General features: G+C 62.1%; 14 protein-coding genes and 1 pseudogene. 4 read left to right on the forward strand and 11 right to left on the reverse strand.

Annotated elements, in window-relative coordinates; all coding sequences use genetic code 11:
• Window positions 1–140 precede the first annotated feature (140 nt).
• Window positions 141–263: pseudogene (locus tag AC3IUA_RS11965) on the reverse strand (flavin reductase family protein); the annotation flags it as partial.
• Window positions 264–440: 177 nt separating this feature from the next.
• Here AC3IUA_RS11965 and AC3IUA_RS11970 point away from each other — a divergent pair.
• The 3 genes from AC3IUA_RS11970 (at window position 441) to AC3IUA_RS11980 (ending at window position 3,568) form a co-directional block, all read left to right on the forward strand.
• The gene (locus AC3IUA_RS11970) at window positions 441–2,552 is read left to right on the forward strand and encodes a hybrid sensor histidine kinase/response regulator (protein ID WP_489361118.1); all 2,112 of its coding nucleotides are present in this window, start codon (window positions 441–443) and stop codon (window positions 2,550–2,552) included.
• Between the two features lie 3 nt (window positions 2,553–2,555).
• A complete protein-coding gene (locus AC3IUA_RS11975; RefSeq protein WP_489362539.1) occupies window positions 2,556–3,029 on the forward strand; it encodes a hypothetical protein in 474 nt (157 codons plus the stop codon).
• A 296-nt stretch (window positions 3,030–3,325) separates the two neighbouring features.
• Window positions 3,326–3,568 (forward strand): hypothetical protein, encoded by a 243-nt coding sequence (locus AC3IUA_RS11980; RefSeq protein WP_489362315.1) that lies wholly within the window; start codon window positions 3,326–3,328, stop codon window positions 3,566–3,568.
• A 97-nt stretch (window positions 3,569–3,665) separates the two neighbouring features.
• On the opposite strand, the gene AC3IUA_RS11985 is transcribed toward AC3IUA_RS11980, so the two are convergent.
• The 10 genes from AC3IUA_RS11985 to AC3IUA_RS12030 form a co-directional block, all read right to left on the reverse strand.
• Window positions 3,666–4,778: an SMP-30/gluconolactonase/LRE family protein gene (locus AC3IUA_RS11985; protein ID WP_489361120.1), complete on the reverse strand. Its 1,113-nt coding sequence runs from the start codon at window positions 4,776–4,778 to the stop codon at window positions 3,666–3,668.
• Window positions 4,778–5,932, reverse strand: a complete 1,155-nt coding sequence (locus AC3IUA_RS11990) for an SRPBCC family protein (RefSeq protein ID WP_489361121.1) — start codon at window positions 5,930–5,932, stop codon at window positions 4,778–4,780. Before AC3IUA_RS11990 ends, AC3IUA_RS11985 begins: the two co-directional genes overlap by 1 nt.
• Window positions 5,933–6,261: 329 nt before the next feature.
• Entirely contained in the window at window positions 6,262–7,677 is a 1,416-nt protein-coding gene (locus AC3IUA_RS11995) for an amidase (RefSeq protein ID WP_489361123.1), read from the reverse strand.
• Entirely contained in the window at window positions 7,674–8,954 is a 1,281-nt protein-coding gene (locus AC3IUA_RS12000) for a Zn-dependent hydrolase (protein WP_489361125.1), read from the reverse strand. Before AC3IUA_RS12000 ends, AC3IUA_RS11995 begins: the two co-directional genes overlap by 4 nt.
• 16 nt (window positions 8,955–8,970) lie before the next feature.
• Complete coding sequence (locus tag AC3IUA_RS12005; protein WP_489361127.1) at window positions 8,971–9,666, reverse strand: ABC transporter ATP-binding protein; 696 nt, start codon at window positions 9,664–9,666, stop codon at window positions 8,971–8,973.
• Entirely contained in the window at window positions 9,666–10,427 is a 762-nt protein-coding gene (locus tag AC3IUA_RS12010; protein ID WP_489361129.1) for an ABC transporter ATP-binding protein, read from the reverse strand. Before AC3IUA_RS12010 ends, AC3IUA_RS12005 begins: the two co-directional genes overlap by 1 nt.
• Window positions 10,424–11,434, reverse strand: a complete 1,011-nt coding sequence (locus AC3IUA_RS12015; RefSeq protein ID WP_489361131.1) for a branched-chain amino acid ABC transporter permease — start codon at window positions 11,432–11,434, stop codon at window positions 10,424–10,426. The genes AC3IUA_RS12010 and AC3IUA_RS12015 overlap by 4 nt, the downstream gene beginning before the upstream one ends.
• Before the next feature lie 2 nt (window positions 11,435–11,436).
• Window positions 11,437–12,297 (reverse strand): branched-chain amino acid ABC transporter permease, encoded by an 861-nt coding sequence (locus AC3IUA_RS12020; protein WP_489361133.1) that lies wholly within the window; start codon window positions 12,295–12,297, stop codon window positions 11,437–11,439.
• An 83-nt stretch (window positions 12,298–12,380) separates the two neighbouring features.
• On the reverse strand, window positions 12,381–13,583 hold the full coding sequence (locus tag AC3IUA_RS12025; protein WP_489361135.1) for an ABC transporter substrate-binding protein: 1,203 nt from the start codon (window positions 13,581–13,583) through the stop codon (window positions 12,381–12,383).
• Window positions 13,584–13,680: 97 nt separating this feature from the next.
• Window positions 13,681–14,451: a FadR/GntR family transcriptional regulator gene (locus AC3IUA_RS12030; RefSeq protein WP_489361137.1), complete on the reverse strand. Its 771-nt coding sequence runs from the start codon at window positions 14,449–14,451 to the stop codon at window positions 13,681–13,683.
• Between the two features lie 164 nt (window positions 14,452–14,615).
• Between AC3IUA_RS12030 and AC3IUA_RS12035 the strand changes: the two genes are divergently transcribed.
• Complete coding sequence (locus AC3IUA_RS12035; protein ID WP_489361139.1) at window positions 14,616–15,014, forward strand: DUF488 domain-containing protein; 399 nt, start codon at window positions 14,616–14,618, stop codon at window positions 15,012–15,014.
• Window positions 15,015–15,082 lie beyond the last annotated feature (68 nt).

Consider the following 15,082-nt stretch of genomic DNA (forward strand, 5'->3'; position numbering starts at 1 on the left):
CAGCAGCCGCAAAACCTGTGAATGCGGGGTGCCTGGTGAAATGTGATTGCAGATTTTAGGGCCGCTTCGCGACCCAGCGGGGGCAAGCCCCCTCGCCACAGGTTTTGCGTTCGGCGCGCCTTTTTCTTAACTAACTCGACCTACTTCATCCCCGGCCAAAACCTTTCCCCGCCCCCCGGCTGATCATTCCAGGCCTGCCGCGACCTTGTCGGCAGATCAAAGTAATCGCGGGTCCGCGCATAACCATGGCCACCCATGCGGCCGAAGTCCGAGTACCACCCGCTCAAGCATCTGATCGAGGTGTGATACTCGGTCTTTACTGTTATTACCTCCGTCGATGCGCTATAGACAATGAAACGATCTTCATTGGGCATGCTCCAACGAAGTGGCACGAAGGGGGTTCAACCGGCGTGCGACCCTTTTCAGGATAGAGTCAGCCGATGCAGTTTTTATCTGAAAGCCACGGGTGCCAGGGCTGGAGCGGTGAAATGGCCGGGCGCATTCGCGCGTTCGACTGGTCGCTGACCGAGTTGGGTGCCATCGACACCTGGTCGACCAGCCTGCGCAGTACCGTGCAGTTGCTGCTCGCCTCGCCGGTGCCGCTGGTGATGCTCTGGGGCAAACCTGGCTACATGATTTACAACGACGCCTATTCGCTGTTCGCCGGCGGGCGCCATCCGTATCTGCTCGGCGCTCCCGTTGAACTGGGCTGGCCGGAAATTGCCGAGTTCAACCGCACGGTGGTGGACACCTGCCTGGCCGGCGGCACCTTGTCGTTTCACAATAAAGAATTGGTGTTGTTGCGCAACGGCCAGCCGGAAAGCGTCTGGATGGATTTGTATTACAGTCCGGTGGCCGGTGATGACCAGACTCCGGCGGGGGTCATGGCGATCGTGGTCGAAACCACCGCCCATATCATCTCGGAGCGCGGTCGACAGGACGCCGAGCTTGCCTGGCGCGCCGCCAACGAACGCGTGCAGCTGGCGCTCAATGCCGGGGCCTTGCTCGGATCCTTTGTCATGGACATCAAGGCCAATCTGCTGTCCGGGGATGAGCGTTTTGCGCGAACTTTTTCCTATCCGCTCGAGCAGCCGCTGGATCAGTTGGCGCCTGATATTGCCAGGAGCAGGATTCACCCCGATGACCTGGTGGAGGTCAATCAACAGTTTGCGGATTCGGTGCAACATGGCAGTCCCTTTAACGCCGAGTATCGCGTCCGGTGTCCTGACGGCAGCTATCGCTGGGTGCTGGCCAGCGGTTGTTGCGAGTATGACGAGCTGGGCGAAGCCTTTCGCTTCCCGGGGGTACTGATCGACATCCATGAACGAAAAATTGCCGAGGCTTCGCTACTCAAACTCACCCGCAATCTCGAGCAGCGGGTCGCTGACGAAGTGCAGGCGCGCCTGGCGGCCGAAGAGCAGTTACGCCAGTCACAGAAGCTCGAGGCCATCGGCGGCCTGACCGGTGGCGTCGCCCATGACTTCAACAACCTCTTGCAGGTCATTGCCGGCAACCTGCACTTGCTGGCCCGCCATGAGCCAGACAACCCGAACGTGCAACGCCGGGTCAGCGCGGCGATCGCAGCGGTCGAGCGCGGTGCCAAGCTGTCATCGCAACTGCTCGCCTTCGCCCGGCGCCAGCCGTTGTCGCCGGCGGTCTACAGCCCGCGGCGAATCTACGAAGGTCTGGGGGAACTGTTGCAGCGGGCCCTGGGTGAAACCATTCGGATTGACGTGCAGTTACCGAATGACCCCTGGTGCATTCACGTCGACCGCAACCAGCTGGAAAATGCCGTACTGAACCTGGCGATCAACGCCCGCGACGCGATGAGGGGCGAGGGGACTATTTGCATCAGCGCGGAGAACATCACCCTGGACCGCAGGTTTTGCGCGGGCAAGGGCATTGCCGCGGGTGATTATGTGCGCTTGTCGGTGACCGACACGGGAGAGGGCATGCCTCCCGAGGTGCTCAAACAGGCCTTCGAACCCTTTTTCACCACCAAGGCCGACGGCCATGGCACCGGGCTCGGCTTGAGCATGGTGTTCGGTTTCGTCAAACAGAGTGGCGGTCATGTGGAGATACTCAGTAGCACCGGGCAGGGCACCACGGTGCAGATGTATTTCCCCCGCAGTACATTGCCGCAGACCCCTGAATCGCCGATCCAGGGCGCTCATCAGCCGGGCGGGCAGGAGACCATTCTGGTGGTGGAAGACAACGAGGATGTGCGCGCCGCCGCTGTCGAGTTGTTGCAGCAGTCCGGCTACAAGGTGCTGACCGCCGCCAACGGCGACAGGGCGATGGATATCTTGTTGGAGGGTGCCAGAGTGGATCTGATTTTCACCGATGTGGTGATGCCCGGGCTGATCAAAAGCGCCGACCTGGCCGCCTGGGCCAAGGTGCAGTCCCCACCCATTGCGGTGTTGTTCACTTCGGGCCACACCCGCGACATCATCTCGCGCAACCACCAACTCAGTCCCGATACCCATCTGTTGAGCAAACCCTACGGGCCGGAGGCACTCAGCACCATGGTCAGAACCCTGCTCGGCGCGTGAGCCTTGCCCCGATTTGTCGCCCAAAGCGACTGGCTGATCGACATCGGGCCCGGTGCTGGCGACCAGGGCGGCAAAGTGGTTGCCTGTGCAGTGGAGAGCGGTGGCACGCTGAAGGTTTGGGTTGGGCGACGAACGGTTACCGCTGGTCTGATTGACGGTCGACAGAAGGGCGTAGGCGAGGCCATGCTGGTAACTGGTGATTGCGATAAAAAGCAGTTGCCTCCGATCAACAAACGGAGGTGTTCCATGCCGGTGAACCATGATATTTATCAGGATTTGGGCTGTGCGAAGGAAGTCCTTCAACAAAAGCGCGCCAATGACCCTCATCTCAACTCGCTGCTCGATCAATACTCGCGCCTCGATGACGAAGTGCTGAAGGCCGAAGCAGCGGCAAAAGCTGATGATGAGCTGGTGAAGCTCAAGGGGAAGCGTGCGATTCTCAAAAGAGATATATTAAATTTGACCAAGCAATCCTGAATCTGTGAAATTCTGAGCGGGGCTGCGCAGATTGCCTGTGAACCCCGCCAGATTTCCCTCAGTCATTATTCGGATCCTCACGCTGCGGTTGTTTCGCCATCCGCCAGTTCCTCATTGGCTTCACCGTGCTCCTGGACCCTCTGTCTGGCGACTCTCAGCTATTGCGAGGCCGCCGGGGATGAGTGGTGAAGGGCAGCTTTGCGGCGACGGTCGGCGAGCAAATAAATGGAACGGCGTTAAATGCCCACTCCTCGAAATATCAGAGTCTGGCTTTTCAGGCTTCAAGCGAGGTGTTTATGAGCGATCCAGGATTTCCCAGCGAAGAACAGGGCGGTTATGACCCCATGCCGACGTCCCCGGACCCCTTGGGTCCAGGACGTACCGCGGTCAAGCCGGAGAAAGAGCGGGGCATTGATGAACTGCCGGACAACGAAGGCGTGCGGCCGTTGGATGAGGACGATGAAACCGCAATGGATCCGGAGCGGATACAGGAAGAGACCGATAATGCGGTGCAGGATAAACCGATGGGTCTGCGGTGAAGTCAGCAAAACCCCTAACTGAAATCTATCGCCGGGTGAATAATTGTGGAGAGGGAGCAAGCTCCCTCTCCACAGGGGACTGTGTTCGGCGCAGGACTTACTCTGTGCGCCCCATCGCCTGACTCAACGGCAACCGCGCCATATTATTCGCCTTGAGCGACCCCAGATACAGCCACTCCCCATACTCGCGCACCGTAGTAATCGGCGAGTAATTGCCATTGCTGTTGTCCTGCAGGTTGGCAACCACCTTGCCTTCAGTGTCCAGTCCCAGCGCGAAGGCCCGTTTCTCGATGGGCTTGGGCAGGACCATCATCGCCCGGACCAGCATTTTGCGCAGATAGGGGTAACCAGCGGTGCCGTCGAGCAGTGGACTGCGCGGGGCATAGAGCGCGACCCAGAAGCGGTCGCTGCCATTGAAACTCAGGTTGTCGGGCAGGCCCGGCAGGTTGTCGATAAACAGGTCATGGGTACCGGCCCTGGCGCCGGTCAGCCAGTAGCGGCTGATGCGATAGGCACCGGTTTCATTGACCAGCACATAGGCCTCATTCGGCCCCAGTGCCACGCCATTGGCGAACTCCAGCCGGTCCAGCAGCAGCTCGGTCTTGCCGGTCTGGAAGTCGTAGCGCAGCAATCGCCCGTCACCGCCGTGTTCGATGATGGCCTCACCATCCTTGCCATAACCCCAGCGGCTCGAGGCATCGCTGAAATAGGCATAACGACCCGTCGTATCCACCGCGACATCGTCGGTGAAGCCGAAGGGCAGACCATCGGCTTCGACGGTCAGAACAGCCAGCTGACCCTGAGCGTCCAGTGCCAGCAAACCTTTGATCCCGTCAGCAATGATCAGCCGGCCGTCCGGATGCCGGGCCAGGCCCAACGGCCGGCCCCCCGTGTCGGTCAGCACCTCGAGGGTCTTGCCATCGAGGCTGGTACGGATCACTCGCCCGTCGTGCAGGCCGCTGATGAGAAAACCTTCCTCCAGCAGCAGCGCTTCCGGCCCGGCAATATCCGCGGCACCGACTTTTTCCACAGCTTTGAGCCTTTGGTTTTCGCTGTAGGCGCCGTTACTCAGCGACGGCGCGGTAGCCGGTGTCCAGCTGACCGGCTGGACCTTGGTCGGCATCAGCAGCAGAAAAGCCGCGATGGCGATCACCAGCACCAGAACCAGGTGGCGAATCTTGACTCGACGGGGGGCGGGGGAATTCTTCATCAAGCGCTGACTCCTGTCTGGGCCGGGAGAGTCCGCTGCGCCATCTCGGACAATGCCAGCAGGGACGCTGCCGCTTCGCGTTCTATCCGTTGCTTGAACAGCAACTGATTGCCCAGACGCATCAGCAGGCCGCTAAAGCGATATTCCAGGGTGCGGCTGAACCGGGTGCCATTGCCCGCGGCAGGCTGGCATTCATAGGTCACCCGCAGCTCCAGACCATGGTCACCCTGGGCCCGTGCGCTCCAGCGGCGACCCGGCAGGTATTCGTTGACTTCCCAGCTCAAATGGCCGGAACGGCCGCCGGCGTGAATGTCTTCTTCAAAGCGCGCCCCGGCATGCAGTGGGCCGCTCTGGCCTTCGACCTTGAGCGACGACGGATGCCATTCCGGCCAGCGGCTGGCGCTGCTGGCATAGGCGAGAACGGCCTCGGGGCTGCGGGCGATATCGACGTGATGCTGCATGCGGGTCATGGGCGGTCTCGTTGTCAGAGAGTGGGGTTTGGCTTCGGGCTCCCAATACAGCGTGCCAAAAAGATAGTCCATCAGCGGCAAGACGATATTGAAATTACGTTCCTGCATCAGCTCGTGACGGTGATGCAGTTCATGCAGGCGGCGCATCTGGCGAATCCACGGTAGCCGCGTGATCGGGTTGCCTGGCGGCAGATGCTCGCAGGCGTGGAACACCTCGTAGGCCAGATAGCCAAGAATCATGCAGCCGGCAAACAGCCCGGCGACATTGGCATTGAGTTGTTTGAGCAGCCACCAGGTGGGAAGGGTGATGAGCAGGCTGTGCAACACGATCAACCAGGCCGGGAACAGAATTACCCGCCAGTCGCGGGCGCTGTCGCAGGTCATCTGGCCCGGCCCGAAAAAACTGTGGTGATCACCGGCATGCCGCGCATAAAACATCCGCGCAAAGCCCTTTTTGTGATGCCCGAGATGGCGGTGCACGGTGTAGATGCAGAAGTTGAAAAACAGCAAGGTCAGCGGCACCGCCAGCCATTCCAGCGGTTGCACCTGTTCCAGGGTGCTCCAGAACACCCCGATGCACAGCAACCCGAAGACCAGCACGAAGCCGCCATGCAGCCACGGGTTGTACAGCGGATGAATGCCAGTACGGTAGCGGGTGCGAAACGCCTGGGTGGACTGCCTCACTGCGGTCTCCTGTTGTCATTGTTATTGACAGAAGATTAGCCCTGGCCGGGTTTGCCGGCTAATGGTTATTCGCAGTATGGGTTGGTAGCGCGTATGGGGGCTTGCCCCAGCGCCGGTCAGCTAAGGAGTTTCTGGCTCCGCACATTCCCCGTAGCAGCTGCCGAAGGCTGCGTCCGGCTGCGCAGCAGTCGTAAATCCTGCTTCCACGGTGTGTCTGGAATACCGCGGCGTCTGATTTTACGACCGCTGCGCGGCCGAACGCAGCCTCGCAGGCTCGGCAGCTGCTACGATGGTTCGCGTATTGCTTTAAATCCAGCGGAACTTTTCGATCAATATCCCGGACTCACCGGCGCCTGCAGATGCCGGGTCGGGAAGTGCCGGGCGTAGGCCTGGCACACCCGCAGTACCTGGTCATCGGCATACCGCGCAGCGACCACCTGCAAACCCACCGGCAAGCCGTTTGGCGCCAGGCCGCAGGGCACTGACGCAGCGGGTTGCTGGGTCAGGTTGAAGGGGTAGCTGAAGGGCGTCCACTCCATCCATTCGCCAAAGGGTGATCCTGGCGGCACATTGTGGCCGGCTTCGAACGCGGTGATCGGCAGCATCGGCGAAACCAGTACGTCATAACGCTGGTGAAAGGCGCTCATCCTGGCCACCAGCGCAGCGCGGGCTTCGAGGGCGCTGGTGTAGTCGCGCAGGCTGATCCGTTCGCCGAGCTCGGCGATCCGCAACAGCCCCGGGTCGAGCAGCTCGCGCTGGGCACTGCTCAGCTGCCCGGCCAGGCGCGCGGCCCCGGCGAACCACAGGGTATTGAACATCTCCAGCGGGTCGCTGAAGCCCGGGTCGATCTGCTCGACTTCCGCGCCCAGTTGCGCCAGGCCTTGCACCGCCTGGGCGACCAGCCGGGCGACCTGCGGGTCCACTTGCACATGGCCGAAGTCCGGGCTGTAGGCGATGCGCAGGCCTTTGAGGTCGCGGCCTTCCTGCAGCCAGGGGCTGCTGCGTGGCGCGCCGATCAAACCGTCGCGGGCATCGGGGCGGGCGACGGTTTGCAGCATCAATACGGCGTCTTCCACGGTGCGGGTCATGGGGCCGAGGTGGGAGAGGATGGTCATGGCACTGGCCGGCCATTGCGGTACATAACCAAAGGTCGGCTTGATCCCGAAGGTGCCGGTGAAGGCACAGGGAATCCGGATCGAACCGCCGGCATCGCTGCCCTGGTGCAGCACCCCGAGATTCAGCGCGGCCGCGGCTGCGGCGCCGCCGGACGAGCCGCCGGCGGTCATCCGCGTGTCCCACGGATTGCGGGTGATGCCGTACAGCGGGTTATCGGTCACGCCTTTCCAGCCGAACTCCGGGGTGGTGGTCTTGCCCAGCAGCACCGCGCCAGCTTCGCGCATGAACGCGCTGAAGGGCGCGTCCACCTCCCATGGCCCCTGCGCCGAAGTGCTGCGCGAGCCTTTGCGCGTCGGCATGCCCCGGGTCAGGGTCAGGTCCTTGATCGACGCCGGCAGGCCATCCAGCGCGCCGCAAGGTTGGCCTTTGAGCCAGCGCTGTTCGGAAGCGCGCGCCGCCGCCAATGCGCCTTGCGGGTCGACGTGGCAGTAAGCGTTGACCTGCGGGTTGAAGCGCTCGATTCGTCCCAGCGCGTCTTCGGTCACTTCGACCGGCGACAGGCTCTTGTCGCGGTAGCGGGCTAGCAGTTCGACGCCGCTCATCTCGGCGATAGCGCTGTGCTCGATCATGCGGATTTCCCTCCCAGGGCGGCATTGACCATCGCCCGCAGCAATACCGCACAGCCGGCTGCAAGATCATCCGGGGCGGCATTCTCGATTTCGTTGTGGCTGATGCCGCCTTCGCACGGCACGAAGATCATTCCGGCGGGGCCGAGTTCGGCGACGAAGATCGCGTCATGCCCGGCGCCGCTGACGATGTCCATATGGCTCAGGCCGAGTTGTTGCGCGCCCTGGCGCACCGCGTCGACGCAATCAACAGCAAAGTCCAGCGGCGGGAAGTCGGCGGTCGGCGTCAGCTCGAAGCTCAGCCCGTGCTGTTCGCAGGAGGCCTCGATGACCGCGCGGACTTCGTCGACCATGGTTTGCAGCTTGTTTGCATGCAGGTGCCGCAGGTCGATGGTCATGTGCACCTGGCCGGGAATCACGTTGCGTGAGCCCGGGTGCAGGCTCAGGCAGCCGACGGTGCCGCAGGCATGGGGTTGATGCGCATGGGCGATGCGGTTGACCGCGCTGACCACTTGCGCGGCGCCGACCAGGGCGTCCTTGCGCAGGTGCATGGGCGTCGGTCCGGCATGGGCTTCGACGCCGGTCAGGGTCAGGTCGAACCATTTCTGCCCGAGGCAGCCCATCACCACGCCAATGGTGGTCTGGCGGTCTTCGAGCACCGGACCCTGTTCGATATGCGCTTCAAAATAGGCGCCCACCGGATGCCCGAGTACCGCCCGCGAACCGGCGTAACCGATGCGCTGCAACTCAGCCCCCACCGACAGCCCTTGTTCATCCTGCTTGAGCAGGGTTTCGCCAAGGTCGAATTTGCCGGCGAACACCCCCGAACCCATCATGCACGGTGGAAACCGCGAGCCTTCCTCGTTGGTCCAGACCACCACTTCGATGGGGGCTTCGGTTTCCAGTCCGAGGTCATTCAGGGTGCGGATCACTTCCAGTCCGGCCATGACCCCGTAGCAGCCGTCGAACTTGCCGCCGGTGGGTTGGGTGTCGATATGGCTGCCGGTCATCACCGGCGCACGCTGCGGATCGCGTCCGGCACGGCGGGCGAATATATTGCCGATGGCGTCAATGCTGACGCTGCATCCGGCCTCTTCACACCAACCCACGAACAGGTCGCGGGCCTGGCGATCGAGGTCGGTCAGGGCCAGGCGACAGACCCCGCCCTTGACGGTCGCGCCCAATTGCGCGAGGTCCATCAGTGATTGCCAGAGCCGGTCGCGGTTGATCAGCGGCGCGTTGCTGTCGAGCTGTTGCGATGGATCGAGACGGCTGTTCATAAAAGAAGTGCTCCGGTCAGGCGCTCAGGGCCAGGTAACGGTTTTTGATCATCGGGTCGGCACGGAAGGCCGCGGCACTGCCTTCGTAGACCACGCGACCTTGTTCGAGAACGTAATGGCGGTCGGCGAGCTTGTCGCAAACCATCAGGTTCTGCTCCACCAACAACACCGGCAGACCGTCCTCCTTGATCTTGCGCAGGATCTTCACCAACTCGTCGACGATCACCGGCGCCAGGCCTTCGGTGGGCTCGTCGAGGATCAACAGCTTCGGGTCATTGAGCAGCGCACGGGCGATGGCCAGCATCTGTTGCTCGCCGCCGGACAAGGCATGGCCGGCATTCTTGCGCCGCTCCTTGAGCCTGGGGAACATGCCGTAGACGTCTTCCAGCTGCCAGCGGCTGGTCTTGCGCACGGCGATGCGCAGGTTTTCCTCGACGGTCAGCAAGCGGAAAATCCCGCGATGTTCCGGGACCAGCGCCAGGCCCTGGCGGGCAATCTCGAAGATCTTCTGGCCGACCAGGGCCTTGCCGTTGAAATGGATCTGGCCCTGGCGCGGACAGATGATCCCGAGGATGCTGCGCAGGGTGGTGGTCTTGCCGGCGCCGTTGCGCCCGAGCAAGGTCACCAGTTCGCCAGGGTTGACGGTCAGCGACACGCCTTCGAGGACGTGGCTCTTGTCGTAGTAGGAGTGGATATTCTCGACGGTCAGCATCAGGCGGCTTCTCCCAGATAGGCGGCACGCACGCGCTCGTCGGCGCGGACGAAGTCCGGTGTGCCCTCGACCAGGATCTGGCCGTGGCTCATGACGGTGATGCGTTGGCTGATGGACATGACGATGCTCATGTTGTGTTCGATCAACAGCACCGTATGGTCACGGCCTAGGTCGCTGATCAGCTGGGTCATGATCGGAATGTCATCGATGCCCATGCCCGAGGTCGGCTCATCGAGCATCAGCAGTTTCGGCCGCGAGCAGATCGACATGCCGACCTCCAGTACTCGTTGCTGGCCGTGGGACAGTTCGCCGGCGAGGGTGTCAGCCCGTTGCGTGAGCTTCAAGCGTTCCAACACCTGGTCAGCCATTTCCAGGTGCTGGCGACGGCTTTCGACCCGGCTCCAGAAGTTCAGCGCTTTGATGCCGTCACGGCCCTGGGCGGCCAGGCGCAGGTTTTCCCGCACGCTGAGGTTCTGGAACAGGCTGGTCAGTTGAAACGAACGGGCCATGCCAAGGCCGACCCGGCCGTGGGTCGCCTTGCGCACGATGTTCTTGCCGTCGAAGTGAATGGCTCCGGCGGTGGCCTGACGCTCACCGGTCAGGCAATGGAACAGGCTGGTCTTGCCGGCGCCGTTGGGGCCGATGATGGTGTGGATGGTCCCGGCCCGCACCTTCAGGTTCACGCCGTTGACCGCATGGAACGCGCCGTAGGCCAGTTCCAGGTCGCGGGTTTCCAGCAGGTAGTGTTCAGCGCTGCTCATAACAGTTTCTCCTTGGCCTGCAGGGCCGCCTTGCGATTGCCGCGAAAACGTTCCGCCAGTGACGACAAACCACCCCACAAACCGCCGCGCATGAACACCACCACCAGGATCAGGATGACCCCCAGCAGCATTAGCCAGCGCGGCCAGAGGTCGGAGAGGAATTCGCCGAGCAGGACGATGGAGCCGGCACCGAGCAAGGAGCCAAACAGCGATCCGGTGCCGCCGACGATGGTCATGATCAGGATGTTCTCGGACATCGCCAGGTCGATGTTCGACAGCGGCACGAAGTGCAGCAGCATGGCGTACAACGCCCCGGCGATGCCGGTCACCGCGCCGGACAGAACGAACACCAGGATCTTGAAATGCCGGGTGTCGTAGCCGATGGCGGCGGCGCGGGTTTCGTTCTCGCGGATCGCCATCAAGGTGCTGCCGAACGGCGAGGCGATGACCCGGCGGGCGGCGATGAAAATCAGCAGGAACAGCACCGCGACGAAGCCGTAGAAGGACCGGGAATCGGTGAGCGACAGCAGCACCGTTTCACCGATGCGGATTTCCGGGCGCGGCACGCTGAGCAGGCCGTTGTCGCCACCGGTCCAGTCGCTCAGGGTGTAGGCGATAAAGTAGGCCATCTGGCTGAACGCCAGGGTCAGCATGACGAAGTAGATACCGGTGCGGCGAATCGCCAGGGCACCCACCAGAAACGCCAGGAAGCCGCCGGCCAGCGCCGCGCCCAACAGCGCGCTGAACAGGCCCAGTTGCAGGTGGATCATCAGCAGCGCGGCACAGTAGGCGCCGGCGCCGAAGAAGATGCCCTGACCGAAGGACAGCAACCCGGTGTAACCCAGCAGCAGGTTACAGGCGAGGGCGGCCATGGCGAAAATCAGGATCTCCGTGGCCAGGGTCGCCGACGGCAACACCAGCGGCAGGCCGATCAGCACACCGATCACCAACAGCAGCATGTAGCGCGACTGGGTCTTGGCGAACGGCAGGGGATTTTTCTCAGTCATGTTCATGCTCTCCCGAACAGGCCGTAAGGACGCACCAGGATCACCAGCGCCATGGCGCCGTAGATCATCAGACTCGCGCCCTGGGGCCAGATTGTGGTCATCAGGCTTTGCACCACCCCGACCAGCAAGCCGCCGACCAGTGCCCCGCTGAAGGAGCCCATGCCGCCGATCACCACCACCACGAACGCCACCCCGAGAATCTCCGGGCCGACGAAGGGCTGGGCGCCGCGCAAGGGCGCGAACAGCACCCCGGCAACACCCGCCAGGGCGACGCCGAGGGCGAAGGTCATGGAGAACAGCCGGAAGATGTTGGTGCCCAGCAGCGACACCGTTTCAGTGCTTTCACTGCCGGCCCGCACCAGCGCGCCGAAGCGGGTGCGCTCCAGCAGCAGCCACAGCGCCAGGCCGACCAGCCCGGAAAAGACGATCAGGAACAGGCGGTAGTAGGGATAAACGAAGTCGCCGATGACCAACACACCGCGCAGCAGTTCCGGCACCGCCACGCTCTTGCCCACCGGGCCCCAGATCAGCACGCTGGCCTCCTGGATAATCAGTGCGATCCCCAGGGTCACCAGAATCTGGAAGGTGTGCGGCAAGTGGTAGATCCGCTGGATCAATAATCGCTCGATGGCCCAGGCCAGGGTGGCCACCACCAGCGGCGCGACGATCAGTGCCAGCCAGAAGCTTCCGGTCAGGCTGACCGCGGTGTAGCAGATGTAGGCGCCAAGCAGGAAGAACGCGCCATGGGCGAAATTGACGAAGTTCAGCAAGCCGAAAATGATCGTCAGGCCGACCGCGATCAAGAAGTAGATCATCCCCAGGCCAAGGCCATTGAGGATCTGGAACAGGTAAAGATTGAGCATGCAGGTACCCTCTGCAGGAGGCCGATCGACCAACAGGTCGCTCGGCCCGCTGCCTGTGGCAAGCGGTAGAAAGGTTTTTCGGGTCAGCCCAGTACGCAGCCGGTGGTGTCTGCCGGCGGGAACGAACGTCCCGAGCTGACCACTTGCGCCAGGTCATCCTTGTCGCGCATGTCGGCCGCGGCCTTGCCCACCAGCAGGTAGTAATCCTTGATCACCTGGTGATCGCCGGCGCGGATCGATTCCTGGCCGGTCGGCCCTTCGTAACTCAAGCCCTGCATGGCCTTGGCCACAGTCGGGCCGTCGAAGCTGCCGGTGGCGATGATGCTGTCGAGCATGATTTTGGTGCCGATGTAATCGGCCGCCAGCGGGTAGGTGGGATTGATGCCGTATTTGGCCTGGGTGATCTTCACCAGCTCGCGATTGAGCGGCGTATCGATCTGGTGCCAGTACTGCGCGCCAAGGTACACGCCTTCGAGCACATCGCTGCCCAGTTCCTGGAACTGATCGAGCCCGGCGGACCAGACCAGCAGCACTTTCATGCGTTCCTTGATGCCGAAGTTCACCGCCTGACGCAGGGTGTTGGAGGACTGGCTGCCGAAGTTCAGCAGCACCAGCACGTCCGGTTTGGCGGCGATGGCGTTGGTCAGGTAGCCGGAGAATTCCTGCTCCTGGAGGGAGTGATAGCTGTTGCCGATATGTTCGACGCCATGCTCGGCGCAAACTTTTTTCGCGCCTTCGAGCAGTGCTTCGCCGAACACGTATTGCGGGGTGATGGTGTACCAGCGCTTGGCCTCGGGCAGCAGTTTGATCAGCGGCACCAGGGTTTCACGGATCGCGCCGTAGGTTGGCACCGACCAGCGAAAGGTCGCCGCGTTGCAGTCCTTGCCGGTGACTTCGTCAGCGCCCACCGGGGTCATGAACACCCCGCCGACCTTGCCCACTTCCTTGGCCACCGCCAGCGCCGAGGATGACAAGGTACAGCCCTGGAAGAACCGTGCCCCGTCTTGCGCAATCGCCTCTTGCACCTTGCGTACCGCCTTGCCGGCGTTGCCTTCGGTGTCGATCACCTTGTAGTTCAACGGACGACCGAGCAAGGTCGGATGCTGCTCGATCGCCAGGCGCGAACCCATGTCGGCGAACTTGCCATAACTGGCGAAGGCACCGGACATGGATTTGAGCCCGTAAAAGGTAAATGGCTCGGCGGCAAAGGCGTGGCGCACACCCAGCGGAAGGCTGAGGGCACCGGCGACGGTCAGACTGGCTTTCAACAATGTACGACGCTGCATGGGGTAACTCCCTGGTTTAATTATTGGCAGGAGTGGCAATGGCAAAACGGCGCATCAGGGCCTGTGGGCAGGCCTTTTATTGGAGGTCGAAGCGGTATCAGTGGGTGTGATCGAACTCCAGCAAAAAGTGTCGGGTGACTTCGCCTTCGAGGGCGCTCATGTGGTGCTCGGCATCGCACATGTGTTCATGCATCAATTGCCGCACGGTGTTTTCGTCCTCGGCTTGCAAGGCGTTCAGCAAGCGCCTGTGGTAGTCGAGGTTGGCCGCGTCGAACTGCTTGCGCTTGGGTTTGTAGGCTTTCTTCAGCACCACCAGATCGCGCAGCAGGTCATTGAGAAATTGCGCCATGAAACCCAGAAGCGGGTTGGGGCAGGCACGGGCCAGCAGGTTGTGGAACTCCAGTTCCGCCAGGCGCTGTTCGCGCTGGCCGGCTTCGCTGTCTTCCGGTGCGCTGCAAAAGTCGACGTTGTCTTGCAGGGCCTTGAAGTCAGCCTCGCTGAGGCGGCCGATCACCGACACGGCCAGTTCGACTTCGATGACCTTGCGCAGTTGGTACACCTGCTCGCCGTCCAGGTGCTGGAAGTGCAGGTAGTTGCGCAAGGCGCGGCTGGCCGGTTCAGTCCCGGCTTCATTCAGGTAAGCGCCGCCGCTGGGGCCGGTGCGGGTGTTGACCAGGCCTTCGACCTCAAGGGCCTTGAGCGCTTCGCGCGCCGAGCCCTTGGAGCACTGGAAGCTTTCCATCAGCTCGCGCTCGGTCGGCAAACGGTCGCCAGGCCGCAGCGCGTCGGTGACGATGGAGCGCTTGACCGACTCGACAATCACATCGGAAAGCTTCTGGCGTTTGCGGCGGAGCGGGCGGCTGAGCATGTTTTCAATTTATCCTATTAATGCGGATAAATAGTACTTAATAGGGCTTGGCCGGACACGTCAACCACTGGCACGGTTAGAGGGTCGTTTTCAGGGGGGAAGGGTCGTAATCAGGTATATGGACTAGTCTGTCGGGACTGTCAGCAACCCGGGATTCAAGTCCGATGATTCAATGCAAACGCGCTTACAGCCCGGCAGATCCCAATGACGGTTACCGGGTACTGGTTGACCGCCTCTGGCCACGCAACTGCCGCAAGGACCAGCTGCCGCTGGATGAATGGCTGCGCGAGGTGGCGCCCTCAACCGAACTGCGGCGAGCGTTCAAGCAGGCGCAAGTGGACTTCGAAACTTTTCAAAAGCGCTATCGACAGGAGCTGGGTGCTCGGCCGGAGCATTGGTGGAAACTGTTGGAGAAGGCGAGGACGGGCACGTTGACGCTGATCTACTCGGCAAAGGACGAGCAACATAACAATGCCCAGGTACTGGCGCAGTGGCTGGAGGACGAACTGGATCGGGGCGGGGATTCGAGTTCGCCGGTGTGCTACGCGGGGGATTTTGACTGAGTCCGATAAGCGGGTATAGCTCAAGAGAAATGCACAGCACTTCGACGTAAACCAGAGATCTTCAGCGC

Source organism: Pseudomonas sp. KH_050 (assembly GCF_057838875.1).